Origin of the sequence: Myxococcus sp. XM-1-1-1 (assembly GCF_020037095.1) — a bacterium.
Lineage (GTDB): Bacteria > Myxococcota > Myxococcia > Myxococcales > Myxococcaceae > Myxococcus > Myxococcus fulvus.
In genome coordinates, this window is sequence record NZ_JAIQDH010000017.1 from 201,126 (window position 1) to 224,992 (window position 23,867).

Sequence of the window (23,867 nt, forward strand, 5' to 3'; positions counted from 1 at the left end):
TTCCATCCGCATGGAAGGTCGGGCGGCTTTCTACTTCAAGGATTCCGCAGACCTGTAGCAACCTGTTGCGGAAATTTTGCCGTCGGGATCGAGAGGGTGTATTCCGCTCGGCTGCACGCCTGCCGGAGCTCGAATGGTCGAAAGCACGGATCTCGCCCAGGTCCTCCAAGAAGCCAACGACATTGCCCGGAGCGTGGCCCAGAAGCTTACCTCGGCCCACGTGCTCCTGGCGCTGTTCACGGTGGAGAACCGGGCGCAGCTGCTCCTCAAGGAGCGGGGCGTGGACGAGGATGCCCTCCTCCAGCTGCTCACCGCCGCCCCCGCCGAGCACGACGGCCTGGTCCGCGAGCTGCGGGAGAAGGCCCGTGAAATCGCGGTCAGCTGCGGTTCCCAGGAGGCGGACTGCCTCCATCTGCTCATCGCGGTGACGCGGGTGCGCTGCGGGGCCCAGGAGCTGCTGATGCACGCGGGCCTGGATCTGGCGACGCTGCGCACCACGGCGGTCTCCTACTTCGTGAGCGGGCGGATGCCGCGCAAGCTGCAGCCGGGGCGCACGCACGTCACCACCTCGCGGCCGGTGCAGAGCCGACCGCTCGGGGCGCCGCCGTCTCCCCTGCCCTTCTCCGCGGTGGCGGTGAGCCTGCCGCGCCCGATGCCGGCCGCGCCGCCGAAGCCTCCTCCCCCCGCCCCCCCGCGCGCGACGACGCCCGCGCTGTCGCCTCGCGACCTCATCGACGTGGACGAGGAGCCGCAGGAGAAGGCCGCGCCCCCCGCTGCCGCTCCGCCGCCTCCGGCTCCCGCTCCGACCGCGCGCGTCACGCCCACCGTGACGCCCCCGGCGCCGACGTCGGCGCCCGTGGCGCGTCCCACGCTGCCCCCCGCGCCCGCTCCGGCGGCGCGTCCCGCCCAGGCGGCCGTGGCGGTGGCGAAGGGCCCCTCGATGGCGCTGGACCCCAAGGCGTTCCCGCTGCTCACGTCGCTGGGTCGCAACCTGAGCCAGGCGGCCCGTGAGGGGAAGCTGGACCCGGTAGTGGGCCGCGCGCGCGAAATCGAGGAGGTCATCGACGTCCTCGGCAAGCGCCGCACGAACAACCCCTGCCTCCTGGGTGAGGCGGGCGTGGGCAAGACGGCGGTGGTGGAGGGCGTGGCGCAGCGGCTGCTGGGGCTGCGTGGCGGGCTGGCGGAGAAGGTGGTGGTGGAGCTGGACATGGCCTCGCTGGTGGCGGGCACCCAGCTTCGCGGCTCGTTCTCCGAGAAGCTCAACGCGTTGAAGGAGGAGGTCCGCCGCGCCGAGGGGCGCGTGATGGTCTTCATCGACGAAATCCACACGCTGGTGGGCGCGGGCTCCACGGGCGACGGGCCGCAGGACGCGGCCAACGAGCTGAAGACGGCGATGGCGCGGGGTGAGTTCCCCTGCATCGGCGCGACGACGCACGACGAGTACCGCAAGTTCATCAGCGCGGACCCGGCGCTCGAGCGGCGCTTCACGGCGGTGGTGGTGCACGAGCCGTCGGTGCCGGAGACGGTGGAGATCCTCCGCGGCATCATCGGCCGGTACGAGGAGCACCACGCGCTGCGCTATCGGCCGGAGGCGCTGGAGGCCGCGGCGTCGCTGGCGAGCCGCTACGTGACGGACCGGTTCATGCCGGACAAGGCCATCTCGGTGGTGGACCTGGCGGGGAGCCGGTGCCACCGCGAGGGGCGTGACGTGGTGGAGCCGTCGGACGTGGCGCGGGTGGTGGCGAAGCTCGCGGGCGTTCCGGAGGAGCGGCTGCTCATGAACGACTCGGCGCGGCTGCTCCGGTTGGAGCAGGACCTGGGCGAGCGGGTCATCGGACACGAGGAGGCGATCGCGCGCATCGCGCGGGTCATCCGTCGCAACTACGCGGGCTTCGCGTCGCGGCGCCCCATGGGCAGCTTCCTGTTCCTGGGCCCCACGGGCGTGGGCAAGACGGAGATGGCGCGCGGGCTGGCGGAGGTGCTCTTCGGCAACCGCGACGCGCTGGTGCGGCTGGACATGAGCGAGATGTCGGAGGCGCACGGGGTGTCGCGCCTCATCGGCTCGCCGGCGGGTTACGTGGGCCATGGCGAGGGTGGCCAGCTGACGGAGCCGGTGCGTCGGCGTCCCTCGTCCGTGGTGGTGCTGGACGAGATTGAAAAGGCGCACCGCGAGGTGCAGCTGCTGCTGCTCCAGGTCCTGGAGGAGGGGCGGCTGACGGATGGCAAGGGTCGGCACATCGACTTCTCGAATACCGTCATCGTGCTGACGACCAACCTGGGCGCGGAGGCGTTCTCGCGCACGGGTCGTCCGCTGGGCTTCGGGCAGGAGAGCTCGGGCGCGGCGAGCGCGCTGGAGCACGCGGCGTCGGCGGCGCGTCGGGCGCTTCCGCCGGAGTTGTGGAACCGCATCGACGAGCGGCTCCCCTTCCGTCCGCTGGAGGAGGAGGAGGTCGCGCGCATCGCGACGCTGCTGCTGGAGGAGAGCAGCAAGCGGCTGTCGACCGAGCGCGGCATCGAGTACGTGGCGGGCGACGACGTGGTGGGGCACCTGCTGAAGTCGGGCGGCTTCGACCCGCAGCTCGGCGCGCGTCCCATGCGGCAGATGGTGCAGCGGCTGGTGGAAGGTCCGCTGGCCGAGCGCATCCTGTCCGGTGAGTTCGGCGCGGGAGACCGCGTGCGCGTCGCGCTCCACGCCGGACAGCTCGCGTTCCAGCGGGAGCGATGAGTCAGCGCGCCTCGCGGAAGCGAAGTGCCCCGAGGAAGGAATCCTCCCGGGGCCGCGCGACCGCGAAGCGCCCCGCGTCCGCCAGCGACGGGGGGATAGAGCCTCATCAGGAGAGCTCTCCGACGACCCTCGAGACCGTCATCGGCGCCGCGCAGGCCGAGGTCTCATCGAAGAGACCCGGCGGGAAGCGAGCTACCAGCACCACGAAGCGGTCCGCATCCACTGGCGCCGGGCAGGCTGAAGTCTCATCGAACAGACCCGGCGGGAAGCGAGCTACCAGCACCACGAAGCGGTCCGCATCCGCCGGCGCCGCGCAGGCCGAAGCCTCATCGAGAAAACCCGGCGCGAAGCGAGCTACCGCCACCGCGAAGCGGTCAGCCCCCTCAGGCGTCGAGCCCACGGAGGCAGCGCAGGAACTCCCCGTCGCGAACCGCGTCACACCGCCCGCTACGCCTCCTGTCGCCACCAGCGCAAAGCGCGTGAAGCCCCCGCGACGAAGCACCTCCGCGAGCCACACCACCAACATCCGCCCGGCACCCGGCAGCGTCGCCATCGCACCGACTCCACGAGCCACACGCTCAGCGAAGCGTCCCCCCGTCGTCATCGTCGGAACAGGTCGCCTCGGCGGAGCCCTCGGTCTCGCGCTGAGCGCGACGGGCTGGCCCGTGACGCTCCACTCACGCGGTGACGAAGGTCGTCGGCGGATCGCAGCACTCGGCCTGAAGCCATCGACACCCGAGGACTTGCGGCGCGCGCGGCTCATCCTCCTCTGCGTCCCGGATGCGGAGGTCCCCCGCGTCGCGAAAGAGCTCGCCAGCACCCTGCCCCGCTCCGTCGCCCTCGTGCACACGGCCGGAGCGCTGTCACTCCAAGCCCTCGGCGAGCCACGAGGCCGCGCCCTCGGCTCGTTCCATCCGCTCTGCGCCGTGTCGTCCGCGCACGACTCGCTCGCCGGCCACACCGCGTCCATCAGCACGCGCTCCAGCCCCCTGCGCGAAGTGCTTCGCCACATGGCCGAGGACGTGAAGCTCGAAGCCATCGAGGTCCCCGAGGCTCACCGCCCCGCCTACCACGCGGGCGCGGTGATGAGCGCGGGGCTCGTCGTGGCGCTCGCCGACGCGGCCGTCGCGGCGCTCGGCACCGCGGGAATCGCGCCCGACGCAGCACTCCGCGCCCTGCTGCCCCTGATGCGCTCCGCGCTGCGAGGCATGGACGCACGCGGCCTCGCCGGGAGCCTCACCGGTCCCATCGTCCGGGGCGATGCGGGCGTGGTCGGCGCGCACCTGGATGCGCTCCCGGACGACCTCGCCCCCATCTACCGACTGCTGTCGCGGCGCGCGCTGAAGCTCGTCTCGGAGAGACTCAGCCCTGAATCGCGCGCCGCGCTGGAGAAGCGGCTCAGGTGATGATGAGCGAGCCCTGAAGGCCCTTGCGCACCGAACCCAGGGCGCGCTCGGAGGCGGCCTCGGCCTCGGTGAGGCGGCGCAGGCACAGCTCGCCCTTGCCCTCACCCACGCCGCGCTTCAGGTCCGACAGCAGCGTGAGCGAGGCCTGGAGCATCTCCTTGCCCTGCGGCGTGTCGTTGACCGGCTTGCCCGCGGCCGTCGCCACCGTCTCGCCGAACGTCTTGATGCTCGTCGCGAGCTTCTGCGCGTCGAAGCTGGCCAGCAGCGGCTTGATGCGCGTGGGGTCGATGCGGATGAGCCGCAGCGCGCCCACCCGAGCGAAGCCCGGGTGCAAGAGGCCGATGTCGCTCATCTCGAACGCGCCCAGCAGGCCCTCGTCCGGCGCGCTGTGCGCGTGCGGCACCACGTCCACGAACAGCGGCAGCGGGTCCGCGCCGTTGCGGAACAGCTCCAGCTCCTCGTCATCCAGCGGCGGGAACGTGGTCGGCGCGCCGATGAAGAGCAGCGGCAGGACGATGTCGTGCCAGAAGTCCTCGGGCGCCGAACCCGTGCCGTTCACCGTGGCGAACAGGTGCACCATCAGCTCCGCCAGACGCGGGGCGCGCTCGGCCTGCTCGATGAGCGACTTGCTGGGATCCAATCGCTGCAGGGACTGGACGATCTGTCCCTCGAACTGCTGGCGAGCCTCGGCCGGCAGGTCCTGCGCGCGGCCCAGGGCGGCGCGCACGTCACGGGCGAGCACATCCGGCTTGGTCTCCAGCGCCGTCTTCGCCTTCGCCGGGTCCACCACGACGAACTGCAGGAAGCCGGGGTCGAACAGCCGCTGGTAGTCCACCGGCGTCAGCTTGGGGGCCTGCCCCCCCAGCGCCTGGGCCGGGTTGGTGCCGAAGCGGGCCTGGCCCAGCGAACGGCGGATGTCCCCCGCCAGGTCGTCCAGCCGGCTCAGCTTGCTCTGCCCCAGCGCGTCCATCGCCGCGCCGAACGGCGACAGCATGATGATGGCCTCGGGGAAGCCCAGCGTGGCGCCCTCGGGCGAGTCCCGGTTGGGGAACCAGAACGCCTGGTGCTCCATGATGAGGCGCATGGCGAAGGCGCCTGCCAGGCCCAGCGCCAGCGTCTGGTGCTCGGGCTGGTTCACCTGAAACGGGCCACCGAGCACCTTCGCGACCGCCTTCTCCACATCAGCCCAGGGCGCCTTGAGCAGATCGATCGGCTTGCCCTCGGCCTTCTCGAGGGCCGCGGCGACCTGGAGCTGCGCCTGGTGGACATGCTGGGGAACAGGATGCGCCTGGGTATCCGGTTGGGACATGGAGGAATCCGAAATCGTAAGGGAAGCGGAGGGCCTCCCCTTACCGTGAAAAACGCGTTCGTGGCTACGAATTGTGGCCAGTAGGATGGCTCCCATGCCTGCTACCCGCCGGCCCCTCCGCTGGCACGCCTGGGTCGTCTGTCTCCTGCTGACATGCTGGGGGTGCGCTTCCGTCACACCCCGTTTTCCCCAAGACATCCAGACGTCCTTCGCGCGCGACTCGATGCGGAAGCTGACGACGGAGTCACTGGAGCTCTATTACCCGGAGCACCTGCGCGCCTCCGCGTTGCGCATGGCGGCGAGGCTGGAGGGCTGCGTGGAGCGGCTGCGCGGCCACACCGTGCGGCAGAAGCCGAGGGACAAGGTCCTCGTCTACCTGACGAGCGCGAACTTCAACAACGCGTACGTCGTCCCGGACTACGCCAGCGTCCCCCAGCAGATGGTGATGCCGGCGCACATGACGCTGGAGCTGTTCCACCTCTTCGGGCTGGGCGAGGTGGACGTGGGCGACGTGGCCTGCCACGAGGCCGTGCACTACGTGCAGCTCCAGCAGGCGGACGGGCTCTGGGGTTTCCTCAACACCTTCACGGGGGGCCTGTTCCAACCCAACACCTTCACGGAGTCCTGGTTCCTGGAGGGCCTGGCCACGTACTACGAGGGCCGCTTCGGCAAGGACACGGGGCGTCCGCACAGCCCGGTGTGGCGTGGCTGGTTCGAATCGGTGGTGCAGGTGCGTGACGGCAGGATGGACCCGGGGTTCCTGTCGCCGGAGAACCGCGCGCTGGATCCGTTCGGCGGCAACTACCTGACGGGCATGCACTTCGTGGAGTACCTGGCCTCGCAGTACGGCGAGGAGAAGCTCTGGAAGCTGGTGGATGACCAGGGCAGCACCATCATCCCGCCCATCGCGGTGACCCTGCGCTTCAAGCGGGTATACGGCCGGGACATCGGCTCGCTGTTCGCCGAGTTCACCAAGAACCTGCGTGAGCAGCTCATCGTCCGCGAGCGCCCTCCGACGCAGACGGTGTGGCAGCGCGACGCGGGCTACTTCTCGCGGCTCGCCTCGCATCCGGACTCGGGGACGACAGCGCTGGTGAGCGTGGGGCGCACGGAGTATTCGCGGCTGACGGTGCGCGAGAAGGACGGGCGCGTGCGCTTCGAGCGGCCCTTGGTGGAGTTGCTGCCCTTCCGCCGCTGGGTGCTGGGGACGTCCACGCTGGTCAGCGGCATGTCGTTCAGCGCGGATGGCGCGTGGCTGTACCTGGTCATGGCGGACCTGAACGCGGTGGGCGCGTACGAGGCGAAGCTGTGGCGCGTGGACGCGCGCTCGGGCGACGTCGTGCGCGTCTGGGATGGCCTGAAGGGCATGGGCGGGAGCATCACCCCGGACGGCAAGGCGTATGTCTTTGTCCACGTCGAGGGGGATACCGCCAACCTGCGGCGGCTGGAGTTGGACACGGGGAAGCAGGAGCCGCTCACGAGCTTCGAGGCGAGCGCTCCGGTGGGACCGCCCTCCGTGTCTCCGGAGGGGAAGCGCATCGTGTTCCCGCTCGGCGGGAGCCAGGGCTGGGACCTGGTGATGCGCGAGGAGGATGGGCGTCTGAGGTGGCTGACGCGAGATGGTCAGTTCAACTACTCACCCCGCTGGCTGGACGCGGAGCGCATCGTGTTCCTGCGGGAGTACGAGACGCGCCTCCAGGCGCACGTGATGAACGTCGACACGCGAGCGTTCGAGCGAATCACCGACGCTCCCTTCCTGGTGCTGGATGTGAATCCCGTGGGCACGAAGGAGGTGACGTTCCTGAACAGGGATGGCACCGCGTTCACCATCGACCACGCGCCCATGGTGGACATCCCCGAGCGACAGGCCACGGTGGCTCCCGTCATTGCCCCCACGGGGACGACGTCCTCGCACGCCGAGGCGACCTCGGAGGACTCGCCGATGAGCCCCCCTCCGCTCACCGCCGCCCCCACCGGAACGTCGCCGTCGGAGCAGGGCGCCGCGTCATCGATGCCGGGGCAAGAGGTCACACCGGCACCGGCTCCTTCCCCACCGGATGCAGCGCCGCCAACGGGAGCGGTCGCGTCGACCCCGGAGACGGGAAACGTGACGTCCGAGGCAACGAGCCCGCCCGGTCCGGCGAACACGCCCGTCGCCAACGAACAGGCACCCGCGGGGAGCGAGCCACCACCGAGCGACTTCACGCCAACGCCCTTCCCCGCCGCGCCCGATGCCCCTCTCGCGGAGACCGTTCCCACCGCGCCGCCGCCCATCGCGGTGCCGCCGTCGACCGTGCCCGTCGCGGACCTGGGAGACCTGGACGCGCCCGTGGTCGCGCCGCCTCCGGACCCCGGCAAGGCCGTCACGGTCCTCGGCGATGAGCCCTACTCGACGCTCGAGGGCTTCCTCATCCCCGAGTTCCGTCTGCCCTACGTGTGGCTCGCGACCGAGAGCGAGGACTCGGACGACCTCATCTTCAGCGGCGGCCTCGCGCTCGCGGGACAGGACCGGCTCGGCTTCCACGCCTACGCGCTATCCTTCGCCTACAGCACGCAGGACAAGGAGCCGAACGTCGCGCTCGCGTACGGCAACGCGCAGCTGGCGCCCTGGTATCTCCAGGCCTCCGTCTCGCGCCTGCGCGAGAACGAGCGCACGGACCTGCAGGCCCTGGCCTACGCGTCGCGCACGTTCTGGACGACGCCCGTGACGATTGGCGTGCTCGCCCTGCGGCGCGAGTACGACGCCGTGGGCCGCTTCCCCGGCCTCGTCACCCGGCTGATCGGTCCGGAGGTCTCCACGTCCTACTTCGCGGGCGATGCGACGTCCTACGGCGGTCTCCAGCGCGGACTGGGCATCAACCTGAGCGCCGCCATCTATCCGGGGGCCTTCGCCCTGGACTCGACGGTGGGTGATTTGCGCGTGGGCCTGGACGCGTTCCTCGCGGGCTTCTTCATCGGGAGGGATCACCTCCAGCTCTCCGCGGTGGGCCGCTATCTGCCCGGCGCGCCCGAGGGCCTGCTGGAGGTCGGCGGTCTCACCGCGGGGCAGACCTGGTACAGCAGCCGCCGATCCACGGAGACGCGCCCCCTCCCCCTCCAGCTCCAGCCCGGAATCGCCTTCAGCGAGTACGTGCGCGGCTACGAGGACATCACCCTCCGCGCGAAGAACGCGATGGTCGGCACGGCGACGTATCGCTACCGCATGCCCATCGACTACGGCTGGGCCTCCACGCTGTGGCTGTTCCCGTCGCTGTTCGTGAGCAACCTCCAGCTCGAGGTCTTCGGGACGCTGGCGCGCACGGACAACCGGGACAACCACGGGGCCTTCGGCACCGCGCTGTCGCTGCAGTCCACCATCGGCCAGTCGGTGCCGTTCTCCATCTTCTACCAGTTCGCCCGTCGCTACGACGATGGGCTGGGAGACCTGCACCTCGTGGGGTTCGGCCTCTAATCGCGGAAGTGTGACTCCGCCACGGACGCGCCCCAGCAGCACGCGTCCTCGCCCTCCGCATCCGCGGGGAGCGACGTGTGCAGCGGGGCGCCCGGCTTCACGTCCGCGAAGTAGAAGAGGTTCCGAGGCACCAGGACGAGGGCGCGGTCTCCCTGACGCGTGCGCAGGGTGAGCTGGCCGAGCGTCGGCGCGGACAGGTCCGCGGCACCGTCCGGGAAGAACGTCTCCTGCTTCGGAGGCTCGAACGCGCCGCCCACGTTGCAGCCACCGTCCTCCGTGAAGACGTCCACCTCACGCAGCCGGCAGCCCTGCCCCGCCTCGAAGCGGAACACCGCCTGCAGCCGGGTGAAGTAGCAGTCGGGCGTCCCGCAGTCCGCGCTGTGGACATCCGCCATCACCGACAGGCGAACGTCGCCTCCCGCGAGCGACGCCACCATGCCGCCGCGCGCGAAGCGCTCGAACAGCGAGGCCTTCGCGCAATCGGAGGACGACGACGGCTTCACATCCACGGCACGCGACGCGCAGTTCGTCAGACACAGCAGAAGCACGAGGGAGCACAGGGCACGCGTCAGCGACATGCCCACGGTCATATCAAGCACGGGCCCTGATTCCTGGCGAACCGCCACGACCTACCGCGCGCGGCCCAGCCCGTACAGCCCCGCCGCGCGGGCATGGGCCAGCACTCCCGAGGGCACCAGGTCCGAGGGCTCCTTGCCTCGGGCCAGCAGCTCGCGAATCTCCGTGGAGGACACCTCCGCCAAGGGAGGCCCCACGGTGTTGGGCGCCGGATAGCCCGCGCGGTACAGCACCAGCACGCGCGACATCGCCTCGATGCGGTGGAAGTCCTTCCAGTGCGGCAGGTCCCTCAGGATGTCGCTGCCGATGATGATGGACCAGCGCACGTCCGGATGACGCGCCACCAGCAGCTCGAGCGTGTCCACCGTGCGCCCCGTCAACCCCGGCTCGCTCTCGATGCGCGTCGTCTTCAGCCAGCCCGAGGTCTCCCGACACATCGCCTTGCACATCGCGATGCGGTGGTCGAAGTCCTCCATCTGTTTGCCGAACGGGTGCTGCCAGGACGGCATCAGCCACACCTGGTCCACGCCCTGCGTCGCGTGCACATACGAGGCGGCCATCAGGTGCCCCACGTGCGGCGGGTTGAACGAGCCTCCAAGCAGCGCGACCTGCACGTCAGGGCCTCACATCACTTCAAGGTCAGCTTCGGGGACTTCTTGTCCAGCGTCAGCACGCGGGGCTCCAGCACCACGTGGCCATCCAGCCGGTACGCGGAGAAGCGCAGCTCCCGGTCCACCCGGTCCAACAGCGCGCACGTCTGCTCCGCCGCGCCCACCAGCCTCCCCGGCGTCAGGAAGTAGCGCGGGCCAATCTGCACCACCTTGGGCTCCGGGTCCTTCCCATGGATGAACACCAGCGCGTTGAGCAGGTCCTCGCGCGTCAGGTCGTTCTTGTCGTGCACCACGCAGCACAGCGTGTCGCCCAGCAGGTCCATCGCCTTGTTGTTGATGGCGGGGTCCCGATACTGGAGTGAGTCCCGCTCCGGCACGCGCACGAAGCGCTCCATCACCAGCCGCCGGTCCTCCTCGGAGGCCACATCCGCGGGGGCCTCGCCCCGGGACGGCGTGCGGGGCAGCGCGTCCTGGCTGCCCAGCCACTGGCTCACGTCCGCCAGGAAGTCCGCGTCCGAGTACTCCCGGCCGCCGCGCGACTTCTGCCGGCGCCAGAGCAGCCACTCGTCCAGGTCCGTGTAGCGCGCGCCCGTGAACAGGAACCGCCGCGCCCCCAGGGAGCGCAGCAGCTCGTAGGCCGCATCGAAGGCTTGAAGGTCGCCGTGGCTGTCGGAGAAGACACCAATCACGTGGAAGGTCCCACGCTCAAGCGTACAGCAGGTAGGGCTCCCTGTGCCCGGCGAAGCGCTCGGATTGGGCCTGGAACCCCTCCATCAGCCGGTCCAGGCTCCACCCCTCCAGGATGCCCCGGCGCACCTGGTCCGTCCCGCACAGCAGGTCGAACGCCGGCACGTCCTCCACGAACTCGTACGCGTCCGCCCGCCAGTCGAACCTCCCCGGGCCGATGTCGTGCAACGCCTGGAAGATGGCGATGCCCGTGCGCAGCGGCTGGAACGTCCGCCGGTCCGTCACGTGGATGAAGGCCCCGTTGCAGGACTCACCCCGGTACTTGTCGAACGTCGGCGTGAAGCCCACCGCGCGGAAGGCCACCCCCGGCAGTTGCTCCTTCGCCAGCCGCGCCAGCAGCGCGTCCGTGTCCACCCAGGGCGCGCCGAACTGCTCGAACGGGCGGCACGTCCCGCGCCCCTCGGAGACGTTGGTGCCCTCGCCCAGGCACATGCCCGGGTACACCAGCGCCGTGTCCGGCGTGGGCATGTTGGGCGACGGGGAGATGAACGGCAGGCCCGTCTCGGACCAGAACTGCTCGCGGCGCCAGCCCTCGCACGGCACCACCGTCAGGTCGCAGCCGAAGCCCTCCTGCGCGTTGAAGAGCCGCGCCAGCTCCCCCGCCGTCATGCCGTGACGGTTGGGCAGCGCATACAGGCCCACGAAGGAGCGGAAGCCCTCCCCCACCAGGTTGCCCTCCATCGCCACGCCGTTGAGCGGGTTGGGCCTGTCCAACACGTAGAAGGGCACGCCCGCCTTCGCCGCCACCTTCATCGCCAGGGCCATGGTGTAGACGTAGGTGTAGTAGCGGCTGCCCACGTCCTGGATGTCGAACACGAGCGCGTCCAGCCCCTTGAGCCACTCGGCGCGCGGGGACAGCGACTCGAAGGTGGAGCCATAGAGGCTGTGCACGGGCACGCCCGTGCGCCGGTCCTTCGCCTCGTCCACGGCGACCATGTACTGCGCCTCTCCGCGCACGCCGTGCTCGGGGCCGAACAGCGCCGCCAGCGTCACGCCCGGCGCCTGGGACAACAGGTCCGCCAGGTGCCGGAAGCGCGAGTCCACGCTGGTGGGATTGACGATGGCGCCCACGCGCTTGCCCTTCAGCGCGCAGAAGCCCTGCTCCACCCAGACATCCAGTCCCGTCTTCACCTTCGTCACGGTGATTCCTTCCTCGCGCGAGCCCATCCGGGCCCGGGCCTAATCCTTGAAGCTCTTGAGCGCGTGCTCGGCATACGCCCGGGAGTCACACTTCCCCATGCCCAGAAAGCCGCCCGAGCCATCATCCGGGCCGCCATCCTCGGCGAGGTCCTCCAGCGCCGACACCGCGCTCGTCAGCTTGAGCGAGCGCACCGTGTCCACCGCGGCCACGCGCACGTTGCAGGTCGGATGCGCCAGCAACTCGATGATGCGCTTCTCCGCGTCGCGGTTGCCCACCTTCGCCGAGCGCCCGTAGTCCTCCAGCGAGCGACGGGTGTTCTCCATCGCCTCGTCCAGCCGCCCCTGCAGGTAGAGCCGCTGGCCCGGGTCCTGCTCCTCGGCGATGACCTTGCGCGCCTCCTTCACCAGCGGGTCGCGCTCCGCCTTGGGCGCCTTCTCCACCGCGGAGATGGCCCGCATCGCGGGGCCGCCACCGAGCGCCACCATGCCCACGCCCGCCACCGCGACCGCCAGCAACACGCAGCCGGCCACCACCAGCGCCTTGCGCTGGGAAGACAGCGCCCTCAACGCCCCCGAGACGCCACCCACCTCCTCGAAGCGGGAGGTGGCATGTCGCCCGAGTCCCACCGCCTGCTGCCCCAACACCACCGCGTGCTGCCCCAGCACCGCCGCGCCCGCCGCGGCCTTCTGGCCCAGCGCCGCCGCCTTCACGCCCAGCTGCGCCAGCTCTCCGCCGGGCGCCTCCAGCGCGGACTCCGGCACCCGCGACAGGGCCAGGTTGCCGTAGGGCGGATTCGATTCGCTGCCCGGCGCCTCGGCGATGGCGCCCGCCGACGGCGCCTCCACCCGGTACGGCGCACGCGGCACCTGGAAGACGCGGATCTTCCCGGGGATGCCCTTGAGCTCGAAGGCCCCCACCTCGCGCGCGGGCACCTCGGCCCGGTTCATCGCGAGGTAGACGGCCTCCGTGAAGTACACCTCGCCCGCCTCGGCCAGCCCCTCCACGCGCGCGGCGATGTTCACCGGCTCGCCGAAGATGTCGTTGCCATCCAGGCGCACCTCGCCCACGTTGATGGCGAAGCGCACGTGGAGCTGGTCCGCCTCCGGGGACACCCGGTTGTGGTGCCACAGCCGGTCCTGGATGGCGACGCCGCTGAGCACGGCCTGGGTGGGCGACTCGAAGGTGACCAGCAGCGCGTCACCGATGGACTTGATGATGCGGCCACCGAACGCCTTGAAGAGCGGCGACAGCAGGGCACCGTGGATGCGCAGCAGCCGCTGGTTCTCCTCCAGCGTCTGCCGACTGGTCCGCTCGGTGAAGCCCTTGATGTCGGTGAAGACGATGGCGAGGTTGGCGGTCTTCAAAGCGCGCGCAGTCTATGCGCCACGCTCTGGGGTGCAATCGCAACGACGCATCGCGACGTCGACCGTCAGCGACGCGACGGCTTGAGTGCTCGCATGCGCCGCTTCTCCTGCGGCTCCATGGACTTGCGCACCTTCGCCGCGAGCTGGGGCCGCTCCGTGCGGTCATAGAAGTCGGCCAGTCGCCGGAGCACCAACGGGCTGTCCGGCTGGAAGCTCCTCGCCGCCAAGAGCTCCGTCTCCGCGTCCAGCAGCCGCTCCTGCTTCTCCAGCACGTCCGCCAGTTGCAGGCGCACCTGCACCCACTCGGGCTTCGCGCGCGCCAGGTAGCGGTAGTGGAGCTCCGCCTTGAGCAGGTCGCCCAGCGCCACCCACAGGCCCCCGAGCCGGAAGCGGGCCTCCTCGTAGGAGCCCCGGTGCTGCACCGCCGTCTCATAGGCGCGGGCCGCCTGCATGGGGTTGCCGCGCTCCTCCCAGATGAGCCCCCGCAGGTACCAGGCGCGGGGGTTGGTGGGGGCCTCGCGGGTGGCGACCTCCAGGTGGGCCTCGGCCTGCTCCATGGAGCCTCCCAGCTTCAGGAGCAGCCGGGCTGCCTCCATCCGTGGCAGCTCCCACCGGGGCTGGCTAAGAACCAGGGCCTCCACGGCCTGGAGCGCGGCGGCGTCGTCCCCACCCGCCTCCAGGGCGAGCGCGTCCGACAGCGTGCCGGGCGAGGGGGCGGCGGCCGGGGTTCGCGCTCCCGTCAGGGCGGAGGGCTGTGCGGCGTCAGAGGCGCCCGCCAGGCACGCCACCAGGATGACCCAGTGCATGCGCGGCAGATAGCAGAGCCGAGCCGGGCGCCTCAATAGATCCTCTTGACGGCCGGACGGCCACGCATGAAACCCATGACCGTGCAGATATCCCAAAAGACGCTGGAAGACCTCGGATTCGCGGATGTGCTCCGAGCGCTGACGCAGCGGTGTCGGACGGAGCCAGGCCGGGAGCGCGTGCTCGCCCGCCCGTTCCTCGACACGGCCGAGCAGGTCTCGGAGGCGCTGGCCCTGGTGGGTGAGGCGCGAACCCTCTCCCAGGAGCAGTTCTCCCTCCCGCTCGGCGGCGTGGTGGACCTGCGCATCCACGTGGGCCACGCCGCCAAGGGCGGCACCCTGGAGCCCCGGCAGCTCATCGACGGCGCCCAGCTCCTGTTCGCCTTCGTGCGCACCCGCGAGGCCCTGGACGAGCGCAAGGAGCGCGTGCCCCGGCTGATGGACATCGCCCGGCGGCTGCCCCTGCTGGAGTCGCTGGCCCGGCGCATCGACCAGTGTTTCGAACCGGACGGTGAGATTTCGGACCGGGCGAGCCCGGAGCTTCGCGAGGCCCGCGACAGGGCGCGCGGCCTGCACCGTCGCATCAAGTCGCGCCTGGACGAGATGCTCCACGACCAGGGCTTCGTCGCCAAGCTGCGGGAGAACTACTACACCCTGCGCAATGGCCGTTACGTGGTGCCGGTGGTGTCGAACTACCGCGCGGAGGTGGACGGCATCGTCCACAACGCGAGCCAGACGGGCCAGACGCTCTTCATGGAGCCGCAGGCCATGGTGGGGCTGGGCAACGACCTGGCCATCGCGCAGTCGGTGGTGTTGGAGGAGGAGCGGCGGGTGCTCCAGGAGCTGAGCCAGCTGCTCGGCCGGGAGGCGGACCGCATCCTCGAGGGCCTGGAGGCGGTGGCGGAGCTGGACGAGGTGGAGGCGGTGGCCATCCTCTCCTCGGACCTGGACGCGACGACGCCGGAGTTCGCGGGCGTCACGGAGCTCCAGTTGCGGATGCTGCGCCACCCTCGCCTGGTGCTGCGAGGCACCGAGGTGGTGGCCAACGACGTGACGCTCAACGGCGGGGCGAAGGCGCTCATCGTGTCCGGCCCCAACGCGGGCGGCAAGACGGTGACGCTGACGGGCGTGGGGCTGTGCGCGCTGATGCTGCGCGCGGGCCTGCCGATTCCGGTGGGCGAAGGCTCGCGGATGCCGCTGTACCGCTCGGTGCACTCGACGGTGGGCGACTCGCAGGACCTGGCGCAGGGCCTGTCGACGTTCAGCGCGCACGTGGTGATGCTGCGCGACATCATCGCCGAGGTCGGCGAGGGCTCGCTGGTGATGATCGACGAGATCGCCGCGGACACGGACCCGCGCGAGGGCGCGGCCATCGCCATCGCGGTGCTCGAGGACCTGCTGGCCAAGAACGCCGTGGCCCTGGTGACGACGCACCTGGAGGAGCTCAAGGCGCTGGCGCACATGGACCCGCGCTTCCTGAACGCGCGGGTGGGCTTCGACTCGAAGCGCATGGCGCCGACGTACCGGCTCCAGATTGGCGCCGCGGGACAGTCCTCGGCCATCGAGGTCGCGGCGCGGGTGGGCCTGCCCCAGAGGGTGTGCGAGCGCGCCCGTGAGCTGACGATGAACGCGGGCGGTCCCCTGTCGCAGGCCCTGGCGGCGGCCGAGGAGGAGCGGCGCAGGCTCTCCGAGGAGCTGGAGAAGGCGCGGGTGGCGGCGAAGGAGGCCGAGGCGCTGCGCGTGGAGCTGGAGAAGCAGAAGCAGACCTTCGAGCGCGAGCGCCGCGCGAAGATGATGCAGTTCAACGAGGACGTCCACGCGGCGAGCGAGCTGGCGGCGACGGAGGTCCAGAAGCTGCTCACGAAGCTGCGCGCCGAGCAGAACGAGAAGGCGCTGTCGGAGGCGCGGCAGCAGTTGCTGCAGCGGGCCGAGGACGCGCAGAAGCGGGCCCTGGCCGCGAGGGCGGAGCTGTTCCAGGTGGAGGCTCCGGCGCCGGTGAACCTCAAGGTCGGCGCGTGGGTGCACCACTCGGGGCTGGCTCGGGATGTGGAAATCCTCGAGCTGGCGGATGGGCACGCGGTGGTGTCCGCGGGCGGCGCGATGAAGATGCGGGTGCCCACCTCGGAGCTGTCGGGCTCTCGCACGCGCAAGCCGCAGCAGGCGAAGTTCCCGGAGCGGCAGAAGCAGGATGCGGCGCTGAAGCGCGCGTCCACGGCGGCGGGCGCGCCGGTGGACGCGATGAACTTCCGCTGCGACGTGCGCGGCATGCGCGCGGACGAGGCCCTGGCGGAGGTGGAGTCCTTCCTGGACCAGGGCATGCGCAGCGGTGAAGAGGCCGCGCTCATCGTCCACGGACATGGCACGGGCGCGCTGAAGCAGGCGCTGCGGGACTATCTGGCGAACTCGCCCTACATCCGGATGTATCGCCCGGGAGAGAGCCACGAGGGCGGCGACGGCGTCACGGTGGTCGCGCTGCGCTCCTGAGTCAGGCCCCGTGGAGCCCGAGCGTCCCCGGCGCTCGAGGTTCCACGGAGGGCCATGTCATGCACTGGGTCGTTCAGGACAACCTGTTCAACGAGCGCGGCTTCCACGAGCTGCTGCGGGTCCTGGAGCGCGGCGGCATTCCGCACACCCTGGTGAAGGTCATTCCGTTCGACGGGGGCGTCGAGCCCACCGTCGACGTGGACGGGCACGTCATGGTGATGGGCTCGTTGAGCCTGGCCCGGTACGCGCGGCGGCGCGGATGGACGCCAGGGGCGTTCATCAACGAGCGGTTCGACTTCCGCGTCTGGCGCGAGCACCTAGGGGAGTTCCTCCTGAACGGGGACGCGCGCGTCTGCCGGTTCGCCGAGGTGCCTCGCCAGGAGGGCGCGTTCTTCATCCGCCCCTGCCTCGATGACAAGGCGTTCTCGGGGATGGTGGCGCGGTGGGAGGACTTCGAGCCCTGGCGCGAGCAGGTGTTGCGAGTGGGCGACACGCCGCAGCTCACCGCGGAGACCTGGGTCGCCGTGAGCGAGCCTCGTCGCATCCAGAGCGAGTACCGGATGGTGGTCGTGGATGGCCGCGTCGTCACCGGGACGCGCTACAAGCTGGGTGACCGGGTCTTCTCCTCGTCGGAGGTGGAGCCGGACGTATGGACCTTCGCGCAGCGGATGGCGGCGCGGTGGGGGCCGGACAGGGCCTATGCCCTGGACATCTTCGTCCACGAGCACCGGCCCCACGTCGGGGAGATCAACACGCTCAACGCCGCGGGCTTCTATGCCTACGACGTGGGGAAGATGGTCGACGCCATCGAGTCGATGCCGTTCTGAGACGATGGAGACAGCAAGGCGCCGGCCTCTCGCGAGCGGCCGGCGCGCCCTCAGTGATGTCGCCCCAGGCTCTCGTGGCTCGTCACCCACTCCTCCGAGCCCAACGCGGAGGCCACCGCGCAGGCCAGCGACAGCTCCCCCGCGAGCACCACGCCAGCGACAATCTCCGCGAGCCGACGCACCTTGCCTCGCCCGAAGCAGTCCATCAGCTCCAGACACTCGCGCTGCGTGGGCAGCCCCGTGCCACCTCCGTGTGTTGCCAGCACCAGCGACGGGAGCGTGATGGAGGCATGCAGGTCGCCCTCCGGCGTCTCGTCCATGTACAGGTCGCCCGCGGCCGACTCCGCCAGCGTCGCCACGTCCTGGCCGGTGGCGATGAACAACGCCGCGAGCGCGTTGGCGGACTGACACCCGTTGTTGTGCGCCCCCGCGAGGCTGGAGCCCTCCGCGCTGACCCGCTGCAACAGGACGACCTGCTGCACGGAGGTCCGCATCTTCTCCAGCAACAGCGCCTTGGGTACCACCACCTCCGCCGTCACGCGCTTGCCCCGCGTCTGGAGGATGTTCAGCCGTGACGACTTCTTGTCGGTGGAGACGTTCCCATCCAGGAAGCTCGCTCGGATGTGCGGATACTGCTCGCGAATCCAGAGCAGCGCCGCGAACGTGGCCTTTCCCACCATGTTCTGGCCCGCCGCGTCCCCCGTCGCGAAGTTGAACCGCACGAAGACGAACCGGTGGAGCTGATACGTCTCCAGGCGCAGCAACTTCGCCACATGGCTCGTCGCCTCGGCCTGCTCCGCGATGGCGGACTCGTTCGCTCGCAGCCACCGCGAGAAATCACGCCCCGCCCTCGCATCGTCGAACACGAAGACCGGCGCGCGCTGCATGGCATCCTCCAGCACCGTACAGCGGGCTCCGCCACACGCGTTGAGCAGCTTGATGCCCCGGTTGTAGCTCGCCACCATCGCGCCCTCCGTCGTGGCCAGCGGAATCAGGTACGGACCGTGGGCGTACTCTCCCTGGATGATGAGCGGTCCCGCGAGACCCAGCGGGACCTGCGCCACCCCGGTGAAGTGCTCACACGCGTTCCTCGCATGCGCGGGCTCGAACGAGGGGCTCGACACATGGCTCAGCCGCGTCCCAGCCCACTGCTCCGCGTGGGCCCGCCGCGCGCGGACGACCCCCTCGGCGAAGTCGTCATCCGGGGCGCGCGGAATCCGCCCATCCGCCTCCGGATGCGGCTCGTCGATGACCTGGGTCACGTCCGCGCGGATGACGCCATGAACCCCACACTCGAGCTCCAGCTCGACGCGGTGCTCCCCCATCGCGAGCGGCGGAATACCGACCCGGAGCCACACACGACGTTGTCGCTCGAAGAGGAACGGACACCGGGACGACAGGTCCACACCGGGCCACACGGCCCCCTCCTCGGGGACCAGGACGATGTCCTCCAGCGGAACCTCCCGCCCGTTCACCCGCACCACCCCCACCCGGATGAGCTGGAGGTCCGCGACCTGGTTCGTCAGCGAGACCTCCACGGCTCCACGTCGATTCCTGAGACACGGCCCCAACACCATCGGGGCCGACCCATCCAAGCCGGTGCCTTCGTTGCTCATGTCCCCTCCCACCGGGAACATGATTCACGTGCTCACCTCCGACCACGGCCCCAGGTCCCTAGCGTGAGACAGCGAGCGAGGAGATGCGATCATTCCACGGCCCGCCCGCCACCGAGTCGACACTGTCGATGCTGGAGGACGTGCTGAAACACCGTCCAGACATGAACGCATGCTCACACAGCGTCGCCTGATACGAGCCGAGCACCGTCACGGAGCTGGTGACGTCGTTGAAGCCGAAGTCCCCCAGGTTGCCGACGCTCGACGTGAGCCGCATCACGTTGCCCTCGTAGCCCCCGTGCTCGTGCAGGTACACGCCGTCTCCCGCCGAGTACCCCTGCACCGCGTACGTGTAATCACCCGACGACGTCTTGTAACCACGACCGTAGTCCGAGTACGCCCAGTTGCTCAGGCCTCCCGGTGAGCGCTTCACCACCACGGACCAGAGCTGGAACGGAAAGCGCGCACTCAGCCGGCCATGGAGCTGTGTGGCCCGATCTCCCGCGCCGCCAGAGAGGCTCCCGAGCTGTCCGTTCACGTAGCTGGCGAGATACGAGGGCCCCACCACGCTCGTCACCGTGCGCGTCGTGAAGGCCAGGTGGGTGTACTCATCCATGGAGTCGGACTGGAGGAACGCGCCCTCGTAGTGCATCCAGCCGCCCCACTCCCGCTTCAGCGCCAGGATGTGCCAGTACCGCCCCGGCGCCGCGTTCTGGAGGAACGCCCGCGTCCCGCGCCACCGGGCCTCCGCGTCACCGCCCACCGTGTGCGCCGTGTTCCGGAAGATGATTCCGAAGTCCGGAGGGAGCGCCGCGCTGCTCGGCAGGAGCCGAACATTGAGCGCGAGGATGGCGTCAATCAGGCCCGCCCCGGGGAAGTCCATCATCAGGATTCCCGCGCGCTGCGCGTACCCGCCCACCAGGTGGTCGATGGCGAAGTCGTTCACCCCGCGATAGCCGATGCCCAGGACATTGATGCCGCCCGCGACGTGGAGCGGATGCGCCATGGCGGAGGCGCCGCTCAGGAAGTTCACGAACAGCTTCGACGGCGCGCCACCCTGCGTCCGGTCCAGGTGCGCCCGGACCTTGTTCCACTTGTCGTCGATGTCCGCGAGCTGCGACACGGTCCAGTCATCCTGGAGCTCCAGCGCCCCCCAGGGGATGCCGTAAGCGCCCCCCGCGAAGTCGTCCAACACGACGATGCGCCCGCGCACCTCGCCCAGCGTGGGCACATGCGAGCCTCGCCAGAGATACGGGCTGTAGGCCGGCTGGTCGCGATACCACTCGAAGGTCTGGTTGAAGCTCCGGGTGATGTCCTCCTCGGTGTGCTCGCGCTTCACGCGCATCACCACCGTCTCGGTGGGGTTGTCGTTCAGGAACTGGATGGTGGTGCGCAGGACGTCATCGAAGTTGACGTGCAGGTACACCACACCGTGATGGATGGTGAACCGGTCGCCGATGTGTCGACACCGGATGTCCAACGCGCGCACGCCCGCATCCAACTGCTTGCGCAGGTCCAACGACTGCGTCTGCGTCAGGCTCCCGCCATACGACTGATACGCCATGGTGTCGTGCGTGCCGGGGATGGACAACGACGCGAGGCTCGTCGAGTTCGACACCCAGCTCATCCACGAAGGATGGGTCGTCTCGATGCTGCCGGAGTCGTTGTAGTAGCGCCCTCGCGCGAGCGCGGAGGGGGCCGCCGCCACCAGCCCCACCGCCAGGGACACGAGGATGTGACGCAGACGCAGGACTGACATGAAGCCCTCGACAAGGATGAGCGATAAGCCGCAAAAGCAGCATAACACTCAAAACGCTATCCAGGCGGGAAGGCAGGCGCCCGGCACTCCGGGAGGAGCTTGTCGAGGGAACGGGCGGGTCCACACCGTACGGGCATGCTCCAGCTCGACCACTTCGGTTTCGTGACGACGGACCTGGACGCGAGCGTGCGCTTCTACGAGGCGTGCCTGAAACCGCTTGGCCTGGGCGTCCTGGAGCGCGGGGAGGGCTTCGTCATCTTCGGCACGGACGCGAAGTCGCCGTTCCTCTGGGTGGGCACGTTGCGGCCATCGACCTGGACGGCCGAGCACGCGCCGGCGCGCAGCCCGCTCCACCTCGCGTTCTCCACGAAGGAGCGCGAGGTGGTGGACGCTTTCCACCAGCGGGGCCTCGCCGCGGGAGGACGGAACAACGGCGCCCCCGGTGTCCGCGAGGGCGGCTTCTCCTACTACGCCGCCTTCCTGTTGGACCCGGACGGCAACAACATCGAGGCCTGTGTCCGGCTGACGTGAGGCCCTGGCCTCAGCCGGGGGACTGTCCCGACAACACGCGCTCCAGCGCCGCCGCCTGCTCCCGCTGGTCCGCGTCCGCGCTCCGGCTCGCGGGCTTCAGGTGAGCCTTCGCCCGCTCCGGGTCCGTCTTGGCCAGCGCCATGGCCATGCAGAGGTTCGCCCTGGGGTGGTCGGGCTGCGCCGCGAGCACCGGCGCCAGGACCTCCGCCGCGCGCGCGTCCTCGGTGCGCTCCAGCAGGGCCATCGCCAGCTCACACGCGGCCTCGGGGTCCGAGGGCGCCTTCGCGTGAACCAACTCCAGGAGCTGCACGGAGCGCTCCCGCTCGCCCGTCACATCCAGGGCCCGCGACAACGCATGCATCACCTTCACGTCTCCGGGGGCCTCGCGAAGCGCGGCCTCCAACAGGCGCGCCGCCTCCCGCCCATCCCCCGCCTCCAGCCGAGCCACTCCGTCTCGATACAGGTCCGCGCCCACGTGCTCTCCTTCTCACAATGCGATGCGTCAATCCCACCCGCGCAACTTCCACCCTACAAATTGCGACAACCCGAGAGAAGCTTTCCCCCGGGTCCCTTCATGCTCGTTCGCAACGCTCCCGTCGCCCCCCGCCGCCAGACGCCCTCCGCCTCGGAGGCTCCGGCCTCGGAGAAGGCCCAGAACACGGCCCTGGTCCGTCCGAACACCGAGGACACCTTCACGAAGGGCACGGCCGCCACGGCGCGCGTGGGCAAGGCGCCCGCCGGAGACCACGGCAAGCTGATGACGGAGTACCTCACGGGTGCCCGTCCTCCTCCGGCCGACTTCGAGAAGGTCATGGGCTACAAGCCCTTCGCCATCCAGACGAAGCACGGTCAGCGCATGCAGGACCCGCACGGCTCCGCGTCCGCGCCCGGCAAGATTGGACCGGACAAGGAGTTCGACCCCGCGGCGAAGACGCACGACTACGGGTACGACCTGCTGCGCTACTTCGACCGCAAGGGCACGCCCCTGAGCGGCGACGCGCGCAAGGCCGCCGACGCGCTCTTCCGCAAGGACCTGTTCGACTACGCCAATGACCAGAAGGGCTTCGGCGACCGGCTGAAGTACCGCACGTGGGCGCAGATCTACGCCACCGCGGTGGAGCTCAACTCCCGCGTGCAGGGCTACGGCCCTCCGTGAGCCGCGCCCCGCGGCGCTACTGCATCCCGTAGCGCCGCAGCTTGTCGTAGAGCGTCCGCAGGCCGATGCCCAGTCGCTGGGCCGCGCGCTTGCGGTTGCCGCCCTCGTCCGCGATGGCCTGCTCGATGGCCATCCGCTCCAGCTCCTCCAACGTCTTGTCCGGCAGCCGCGCTCCCACCGCCGGCGTCGGCGTGGACGTCGGCGCGCTGGTCGGGTCCAGCCACAGGTGACGCGACTCCACCACCGCGCCGTCCGCGAGGATGGCCGCGCGCTCCAGTGCATTGCGCAGCTCCCGGACGTTGCCCGGCCAGGCGAACGACTCCAGCCGCTCCGACGCCTCCGGTGACAGCTTCAACCCCGGACGTCCCAGCTCCTCGCCGATGCGCCGCAGCAGCAGCTCCGCCAACGGCCGCAGGTCCTCGCGTCGCTCGCGCAGCGAGGGCAGCCGGATGGGGAACACCGCCAGCCGGTGGTAGAGGTCCTCGCGGAACTCGCCGTGCGCCATCATCGTCTTGAGGTCACGGTTGGTCGCCGCCACCCAGCGCACGTCCGCCTCCAGCGTCCGCGTCCCACCCACGCGCTCGAAGCGCCGCTCCTGCAAGACACGCAAGAGCTTCGCCTGCAGCTCCGCCTTCAGCTCGCCCACCTCGTCCAGGAAGAAGGTGCCACCCTGGGCCAGCTCGATGCGCCCGCGCCGCTGCGCCACCGCGCCCGTGAACGCGCCCTTCTCGTGGCCGAACAGCTCGCTCTCCAACAGCGTCTCGGTCAACGCCGCGCAGTTGACCGCGATGAACGGCCCCTCGGAGCGCTCGCTCCACTGATGCAGCGCGCGCGCCGCCACCTCCTTGCCCGTGCCGCTCTCCCCCACCAGCAGCACCGTGGCCTGCGTGGGCGCCACCTTGCGCAGCGCCTCCACCACCGGGCCCATCGTCGGCGCGCCCCAGCTGAGCACCACCTCGCTCGTGGACTGGCGCGCCTCCGTCTTCAGGTTGAGCAGCGCGCGCCGCTCCAGCGCCCGCGCCACCGTCAGCCGCAGCTCCGCGGGACTGCCCACGGGCTTGAGCAGGTACTCGAACGCGCCGGCCTTCATCGCCGACACCGCGCTCTCCACCGAGCCCACCGCCGTGAGCACGATGACCTCCACGTCCGGCTGCTCCTCGCGCACCTTGCGCAACAGCGTCAGCCCGTCCATGCCCGGCATGCGCAGGTCCGTGACGAGCAGATCCACGCCCTGCTTCGACAACAGCCGCGCGGCCTCCTCGCCGTCGGCCGCCGTCGTCACCGCGTGGCCCTCCACCTCGAGCGCCTCCGCGATGAACGAGCGCACGCCCTCTTCGTCATCCGCCACCAGGATGCGCGCCATC

19 protein-coding genes are annotated in these 23,867 nt (G+C 70.3%); 7 read left to right on the forward strand and 12 right to left on the reverse strand.

The window, feature by feature from the left end:
• The first annotated feature begins 133 nt into the window (after positions 1 to 133).
• Positions 134 to 2,725 carry an AAA family ATPase gene (locus tag K8640_RS28915; protein WP_223750004.1) on the forward strand — a complete coding sequence of 864 codons (2,592 nt, stop codon included), beginning with the start codon at positions 134 to 136 and terminating at the stop codon, positions 2,723 to 2,725.
• 106 nt (positions 2,726 to 2,831) lie between these two features.
• Here K8640_RS28915 and K8640_RS28920 read toward each other — a convergent pair whose 3' ends face one another.
• Positions 2,832 to 3,278: a hypothetical protein gene (locus K8640_RS28920; RefSeq protein WP_223750045.1), complete on the reverse strand. Its 447-nt coding sequence runs from the start codon at positions 3,276 to 3,278 to the stop codon at positions 2,832 to 2,834.
• Here K8640_RS28920 and K8640_RS43275 point away from each other — a divergent pair.
• On the forward strand, positions 3,277 to 4,131 hold the full coding sequence (locus K8640_RS43275) for a Rossmann-like and DUF2520 domain-containing protein (RefSeq protein WP_223750041.1): 855 nt from the start codon (positions 3,277 to 3,279) through the stop codon (positions 4,129 to 4,131). The two genes, K8640_RS28920 and K8640_RS43275, sit on opposite strands and share 2 nt — an antisense overlap.
• On the opposite strand, the gene K8640_RS28930 is transcribed toward K8640_RS43275, so the two are convergent.
• Positions 4,124 to 5,440 (reverse strand): hypothetical protein, encoded by a 1,317-nt coding sequence (locus K8640_RS28930; protein WP_141329576.1) that lies wholly within the window; start codon positions 5,438 to 5,440, stop codon positions 4,124 to 4,126. The two genes, K8640_RS43275 and K8640_RS28930, sit on opposite strands and share 8 nt — an antisense overlap.
• Positions 5,441 to 5,663: 223 nt before the next feature.
• Between K8640_RS28930 and K8640_RS28935 the strand changes: the two genes are divergently transcribed.
• Positions 5,664 to 8,891: a hypothetical protein gene (locus K8640_RS28935; protein WP_223750005.1), complete on the forward strand. Its 3,228-nt coding sequence runs from the start codon at positions 5,664 to 5,666 to the stop codon at positions 8,889 to 8,891.
• Here the strand turns inward: K8640_RS28935 and K8640_RS28940 are convergent.
• From K8640_RS28940 to K8640_RS28965, 6 genes are all read right to left on the reverse strand, one after another.
• Positions 8,888 to 9,490, reverse strand: coding sequence for a hypothetical protein (locus K8640_RS28940; RefSeq protein WP_223750006.1), 603 nt, complete (start codon positions 9,488 to 9,490; stop codon positions 8,888 to 8,890). The genes K8640_RS28935 and K8640_RS28940 overlap by 4 nt on opposite strands.
• A gap of 30 nt (positions 9,491 to 9,520) precedes the next feature.
• The gene (gene nadD / locus K8640_RS28945; protein WP_223750007.1) at positions 9,521 to 10,081 is read right to left on the reverse strand and encodes a nicotinate (nicotinamide) nucleotide adenylyltransferase; all 561 of its coding nucleotides are present in this window, start codon (positions 10,079 to 10,081) and stop codon (positions 9,521 to 9,523) included.
• Positions 10,082 to 10,095: 14 nt separating this feature from the next.
• Positions 10,096 to 10,767 (reverse strand): hypothetical protein, encoded by a 672-nt coding sequence (locus tag K8640_RS28950; RefSeq protein WP_223750008.1) that lies wholly within the window; start codon positions 10,765 to 10,767, stop codon positions 10,096 to 10,098.
• Between the two features lie 16 nt (positions 10,768 to 10,783).
• Positions 10,784 to 11,965, reverse strand: a complete 1,182-nt coding sequence (locus K8640_RS28955; protein ID WP_223750009.1) for a DUF1343 domain-containing protein — start codon at positions 11,963 to 11,965, stop codon at positions 10,784 to 10,786.
• Between the two features lie 39 nt (positions 11,966 to 12,004).
• The gene (locus K8640_RS28960; RefSeq protein ID WP_223750010.1) at positions 12,005 to 13,330 is read right to left on the reverse strand and encodes an adenylate/guanylate cyclase domain-containing protein; all 1,326 of its coding nucleotides are present in this window, start codon (positions 13,328 to 13,330) and stop codon (positions 12,005 to 12,007) included.
• Between the two features lie 65 nt (positions 13,331 to 13,395).
• On the reverse strand, positions 13,396 to 14,136 hold the full coding sequence (locus K8640_RS28965; protein ID WP_223750042.1) for a tetratricopeptide repeat protein: 741 nt from the start codon (positions 14,134 to 14,136) through the stop codon (positions 13,396 to 13,398).
• Between the two features lie 75 nt (positions 14,137 to 14,211).
• Between K8640_RS28965 and K8640_RS28970 the strand changes: the two genes are divergently transcribed.
• Positions 14,212 to 16,617, forward strand: coding sequence for an endonuclease MutS2 (locus tag K8640_RS28970; RefSeq protein WP_223750043.1), 2,406 nt, complete (start codon positions 14,212 to 14,214; stop codon positions 16,615 to 16,617).
• 59 nt (positions 16,618 to 16,676) lie between these two features.
• Positions 16,677 to 17,444 carry an ATP-grasp domain-containing protein gene (locus tag K8640_RS28975; RefSeq protein ID WP_223750011.1) on the forward strand — a complete coding sequence of 256 codons (768 nt, stop codon included), beginning with the start codon at positions 16,677 to 16,679 and terminating at the stop codon, positions 17,442 to 17,444.
• Between the two features lie 50 nt (positions 17,445 to 17,494).
• Here K8640_RS28975 and K8640_RS28980 read toward each other — a convergent pair whose 3' ends face one another.
• Positions 17,495 to 19,060: a hydroxymethylglutaryl-CoA reductase gene (locus tag K8640_RS28980; protein ID WP_223750012.1), complete on the reverse strand. Its 1,566-nt coding sequence runs from the start codon at positions 19,058 to 19,060 to the stop codon at positions 17,495 to 17,497.
• A gap of 58 nt (positions 19,061 to 19,118) precedes the next feature.
• Positions 19,119 to 20,816 (reverse strand): phosphatidylinositol-specific phospholipase C domain-containing protein, encoded by a 1,698-nt coding sequence (locus K8640_RS28985; protein WP_223750013.1) that lies wholly within the window; start codon positions 20,814 to 20,816, stop codon positions 19,119 to 19,121.
• Positions 20,817 to 20,951: 135 nt separating this feature from the next.
• Between K8640_RS28985 and K8640_RS28990 the strand changes: the two genes are divergently transcribed.
• Positions 20,952 to 21,347, forward strand: a complete 396-nt coding sequence (locus K8640_RS28990; protein ID WP_223750014.1) for a VOC family protein — start codon at positions 20,952 to 20,954, stop codon at positions 21,345 to 21,347.
• A gap of 10 nt (positions 21,348 to 21,357) precedes the next feature.
• Here K8640_RS28990 and K8640_RS28995 read toward each other — a convergent pair whose 3' ends face one another.
• The gene (locus K8640_RS28995) at positions 21,358 to 21,822 is read right to left on the reverse strand and encodes a tetratricopeptide repeat protein (RefSeq protein ID WP_223750015.1); all 465 of its coding nucleotides are present in this window, start codon (positions 21,820 to 21,822) and stop codon (positions 21,358 to 21,360) included.
• A 99-nt stretch (positions 21,823 to 21,921) separates the two neighbouring features.
• On the opposite strand from K8640_RS28995, the gene K8640_RS29000 reads away from it, so the two are divergent.
• Positions 21,922 to 22,503, forward strand: a complete 582-nt coding sequence (locus K8640_RS29000; protein WP_223750016.1) for a hypothetical protein — start codon at positions 21,922 to 21,924, stop codon at positions 22,501 to 22,503.
• A gap of 16 nt (positions 22,504 to 22,519) precedes the next feature.
• Here K8640_RS29000 and K8640_RS29005 read toward each other — a convergent pair whose 3' ends face one another.
• Positions 22,520 to 23,866 (reverse strand): sigma-54 dependent transcriptional regulator, encoded by a 1,347-nt coding sequence (locus K8640_RS29005; protein ID WP_223750017.1) that lies wholly within the window; start codon positions 23,864 to 23,866, stop codon positions 22,520 to 22,522.
• Position 23,867 lies beyond the last annotated feature (1 nt).